This is a genomic window from Lutibacter sp. (assembly GCF_046055765.1).
Lineage (GTDB): Bacteria > Bacteroidota > Bacteroidia > Flavobacteriales > Flavobacteriaceae > Lutibacter.
Genome location: NZ_JASFZF010000072.1, coordinates 1 through 3,826 on the forward strand (window position 1 = coordinate 1; position 3,826 = coordinate 3,826).

General features: G+C 26.7%; 6 protein-coding genes. 2 read left to right on the forward strand and 4 right to left on the reverse strand.

Annotated elements, in window-relative coordinates; genetic code table 11:
• Positions 1-520 (forward strand): 2-oxo acid dehydrogenase subunit E2 (locus QM495_RS07545; RefSeq protein ID WP_408671499.1); only part of this gene is annotated, 520 nt, incomplete at its 5' end.
• A 31-nt stretch (positions 521-551) separates the two neighbouring features.
• Here QM495_RS07545 and QM495_RS07550 read toward each other — a convergent pair.
• Genes QM495_RS07550 through QM495_RS07560 form a run of 3 tightly spaced genes read right to left on the reverse strand, consistent with a single transcriptional unit; the run spans position 552 to position 2,955 of the window.
• Positions 552-1,619, reverse strand: coding sequence for a hypothetical protein (locus tag QM495_RS07550; RefSeq protein ID WP_408671500.1), 1,068 nt, complete (start codon positions 1,617-1,619; stop codon positions 552-554).
• Between the two features lie 27 nt (positions 1,620-1,646).
• Positions 1,647-2,408, reverse strand: coding sequence for a hypothetical protein (locus tag QM495_RS07555; RefSeq protein WP_408671501.1), 762 nt, complete (start codon positions 2,406-2,408; stop codon positions 1,647-1,649).
• Positions 2,395-2,955, reverse strand: a complete 561-nt coding sequence (locus tag QM495_RS07560; RefSeq protein WP_408671502.1) for an RNA polymerase sigma factor — start codon at positions 2,953-2,955, stop codon at positions 2,395-2,397. Before QM495_RS07560 ends, QM495_RS07555 begins: the two co-directional genes overlap by 14 nt.
• 198 nt (positions 2,956-3,153) lie before the next feature.
• Here QM495_RS07560 and QM495_RS07565 point away from each other — a divergent pair, with 198 nt between their 5' ends.
• Positions 3,154-3,366: a hypothetical protein gene (locus QM495_RS07565; protein ID WP_408671503.1), complete on the forward strand. Its 213-nt coding sequence runs from the start codon at positions 3,154-3,156 to the stop codon at positions 3,364-3,366.
• 64 nt (positions 3,367-3,430) lie between these two features.
• Here QM495_RS07565 and QM495_RS07570 read toward each other — a convergent pair whose 3' ends face one another.
• Positions 3,431-3,826 (reverse strand): retropepsin-like aspartic protease, encoded by a 396-nt coding sequence (locus QM495_RS07570; protein ID WP_408671504.1) that lies wholly within the window; start codon positions 3,824-3,826, stop codon positions 3,431-3,433.

Genomic DNA, 3,826 nt, shown 5'->3' on the forward strand with positions numbered 1-3,826 from the left:
TATTGTTAGAGCTTTAAAAATGTTTCCAGATGTGAATGCAATGATAGACGGTGATTATAAAATCATGCATGATTTTCAAGATATTTCAATTGCAGTTTCAGGACCAAAAGGATTAATGGTTCCTGTAATTAGAAATGCTGAAAACTTATCTTTTAGAGGTGTTGAAAGCGAAGTAAAACGTTTAGCTTTAAGAGCACGTGACGGTCAAATTACAGTCGATGAAATGACAGGTGGTACGTTTACCATTACAAACGGAGGAGTATTTGGTTCTATGCTATCAACTCCAATAATTAATCCACCTCAAAGTGGTATTTTAGGAATGCATAATATCGTTGAAAGACCTATTGCTGTGAATGGCGAAGTTGTTATTAGACCTATTATGTATGTTGCTTTATCTTACGATCATAGAGTTATTGATGGACGTGAATCTGTTGGATTTTTGGTTGCTGTAAAAGAAGCACTTGAAAATCCAGTTCAGTTATTAATGAACAACAATCCTAAAAAAGCGTTGGAATTATAATAGAAAACGAACAAAAACTTCAATATTTTTTCTATTCCATATCAAACCGAATACCTAATGAAATGTTATTTTGTTTTATGGTTTGATTTTTAAAAATTGGTGATAAATCGTATTTTACATACAAAGCTGTAGTACCAAAAGAAACATAAGAACTCAAACCATAAACCAAATTACTTGTATTATAATCATGTTTTAATTTATCTTTTACTCGATCTCCATTAAGTGTATATTTTAATTTTTGTCGTGTTCCAATATTAAACCCAGCGTAGCCACCAACCCCTATTTTAAACTGTTTACGTGTACTATACCTAAAATAATTATCGTTTTCTATCTTTTTAGAGGGCCCAAATTCAAAATGAACAGGAACTACTAAATTTGTTATGCTTAGTTTAGATTTTCTTAATTCATTAGGAAAAACTTCAAGTTCTGTTTGATTATTGTTATCCACAAAATATCTATTTTCGGTTGGTTTTAAGCCATTCATTTGCAAGGAAATCCCATATTTAAAACGTACAAAATTTGATTCTTTAAAAACTCTTGTTTTCCAAGCCCAACCTATTTCAAAAAATCGAGATCCTCCAAATTGATAAGGAGAATTATCTAATTTTTCTCCATCAACTATGGCATTATTAAATCCAATTGCAATAACTAATTCACTAAAAGTACGTCTATCATATTTTCTAGGTTTGTTACTCCCTTTTATTTTAATTCCTATTAAACTTCCTTTTCTATCATTAATACTAAATCCTGCTTGTGAGTAATCTTCATCACTATTTTCATTATAACCATCTTCATTTCGCTTTAATAGTGCAATTTTATTATTAATAATTTCCGTTCTATTTTCAATATTTAACGCTCTTTTTGTAGCTACATTTTGCTTTAAACTATCTGCTTCTTTTTTTGTTATTTTTTTATCTTCTAAACGTTTAATAATAATTTCTACTTCTGATTTTAAAAAACTACGCTCTTCAGTTTTAATTGTTTCCTTTTGCTGTTGTAAAGATTTTATTTTAAAGCTATTATTAGTTTCTTGAGAAATTATAATTTGAGAGCTTAAACATATTGTTAAAATAGCTAAGAATTTAGTTATGCTTTTCATGTTTCTTAATTTTAATGAATTATTTGTTTAGTCATTACGTTGTGCAATTGTAATTTTCATGTTTTCGTAATTTATTTTTAACATTTTAAAAACTTTATTTCTAAACGATTTATCTAGTTCTGCTTCAACGTCTTGAAGTAATTTATTGGCATCAACCGTTTTAGATTTTTCGGTATAAATGGGTTGTAATAACATCTTTTTTTGAGCTTGGCTTAAAAGCGAATCAATATCTGAATCTGTAATTGTATAATTCAACTTTTTATACTCTTGTTTTTGAATAGCTTTATTATTAATTAAAGAAGCTTGACTAGAATTAAAATCACTTTGTGTAACAGCAACTTCAGTTAAAGTTTTATTTTTACTTTGCAACACTTTAACAACATTATTTTTTGTAATATCAAATTGATTTTTAGAATTATTAAAAGGTTGTTTTATTGATTTTGAAACTATTACCGGATTATCTAGTATTTTAGTTTCACGTTTATTTTTTTCGGCAACTACCGTTTTTACTTCCTGAATTGAAGCTTTAATTTCAACTTTTTTAATAGGTTTTGTATCTACTATAACTGGAGATGGTTTTTTAATATCATTATTAAGAAATAAAGGAATTGTAAATAAAATTCCAATAATACTTGCAGCTATTCCAATTATCCAATACACCTTATTACTTTTTTTAGTATTTGTTAATTCAAACTTATTTGTTAATTTATTCCAAGCGTTTTCTGATGGTTGTATTGTGCGTTTTTCAAGCTTTTCTTTTATGTCTTGTTCAAATTTATAAAGTCCCATTGCTTGTATTATTAAGTTTATTAATTTTATGTTGAAGCATTTTTCTAGCTTTAAACAATTGCGATTTTGAAGTTCCTTCAGTTATTTGTAACATTTTTGAAATTTCTTGATGTTTATACCCTTCAATAACAAACATTACAAAAACTATTTTATATCCACTTGGTAGCTCATCAATAAGTTGCTGTATTTGAGCAACTTCCATATCAGAATAAATAGTATTTGAAGCTTCAATTGGAAATACTTCTTCATACACAAATTCAATTTTCTTTTGTTTTCTTAAAAAGGAAATAGATTCTCGTATCATAATTTTACGAATCCATCCTTCAAAACTTCCGTTATTTTGAAATTTATTTAAATTAGAAAATACTTTAAAGAAGCCTTTAAGCATGGCATCTTCAGCAAATTGAATATCTTTGATATAATACCTACAAACACTCAACATTTTTGGAGCATACAACTTAAACAACAAATGCTGTGCCTCTCTATTATTTTGTATGGCTCTTATTATGAGCTTTTCCTCGTTTTTAAAAAATTGAATAATTTTCAAAAGTTAAATAAATTTCTTGTCTAATTATATAGACGCAAATTATACATAAAAGGTTGCCTAAGCAGTTAATTTTTGTATAAAGCTATTAAATATTGATGCTAAAACCTTTATATACTTTGAAACAATAGTGTTGTAACATACTTATTAAACCAAACATTTAGACTAATCATAAATAATTTTGCATTCAAATTTAAACTAATGCATAAAAATACATTGCTACTTTTAACTCTAATTATTTATAATTATGCTTTAAAAACTCAAACAGTGGAATCATCAAAAAGTATAGATGAGAACATCTTACAACTGGAATTTAAATCTATTTTTGCAACAGAAAAAGAGAACTCAATTATTACAAAATCAATAACAATTCCAAATCTTTTAATAAAAATTTTATTATTGAAGGATTTATAGCACCTGATTTAAACCATAATCGGTTTTTTACTGAAGGTAGAATAACATGATGTTTTAACACTCATTAAAACTTAAATACTAACTTTTTTAAGTACAGTCTATGTTTTTTATAATCAATAATTGCTTTTCCATTTTCTAAGATATCAGCCCCTATAATACCATCAACTGCTTCAGCTTTATGCTCAATTAATGCAGTGTTTACGTGTTTTAAGTCTAATAATACGATATGACAATTCTTAAATTTCCATTTATTAATTTGTAGTATATTCTTTAAAGAAATTTTAGTTTCCATATCAATTGCTCCAGCACCAGCTGCTTTAGTTTCAGAATCTTTAACATCTAATTTAAATTTATCTGCTAACTGAATATCAATACAAGAATTTGAAGCTCCAGTATCTAAAATAAATCGACCATTAACACCATTTAAAGTAGCTTTGAGTTCAAAATGGTTTGTATTAAT

Coding starts and splice junctions, on each gene's coding strand:
- QM495_RS07550 (WP_408671500.1), bottom strand. CDS start 1,619: ATGAAAAGCATAACTAAATTCTTAGCTATTTTAACAATATGTTTAAGC.
- QM495_RS07555 (WP_408671501.1), bottom strand. CDS start 2,408: ATGGGACTTTATAAATTTGAACAAGACATAAAAGAAAAGCTTGAAAAA.
- QM495_RS07565 (WP_408671503.1), top strand. CDS start 3,154: ATGCATAAAAATACATTGCTACTTTTAACTCTAATTATTTATAATTAT.